The sequence below is a fragment of the Streptomyces sp. P9(2023) genome (genome assembly GCF_032436795.1).
Lineage (GTDB): Bacteria > Actinomycetota > Actinomycetes > Streptomycetales > Streptomycetaceae > Streptomyces.
The window spans coordinates 1-274 of sequence record NZ_JAUPWM010000455.1 but is presented as its reverse complement, the minus strand read 5'-3'; the positions used below and the strand labels follow the sequence as shown (position 1 = coordinate 274).

Below are 274 nucleotides of genomic sequence, written 5' to 3'. Positions count from 1 at the left end.
ACATTGCCGGATAAGATCGGGCCATGACCGATCCTGATGATCGCGAACTGATCGAGGCCAGCCTGGAGGAGGCGGCGGAGCGCGCGGGCGACCTGACACCGCTGGTGTACGCGCGTCTGTTCGCCGAGCAGCCGCAGATGGAGGCGCTGTTCTGGCGCGACCGGACCGGGCAGATCAGAGGCGAGATGCTCGCGCGCGTATTCGAAGCAATCCTGGATTTCGTGGGCGAACGGCTTTACGCCGAGCATCTGATCCAGACCTCGGTCGTGGTGCA

1 protein-coding gene is annotated in these 274 nt (G+C 64.2%); it reads left to right on the top strand.

Going from position 1 to position 274, the window contains the following annotated elements; all coding sequences use genetic code 11:
- Nucleotides 1-23: 23 nt before the first annotated feature.
- Nucleotides 24-274 (top strand): hypothetical protein (locus Q5762_RS38350; protein WP_315896939.1); only part of this gene is annotated, 251 nt, incomplete at its 3' end.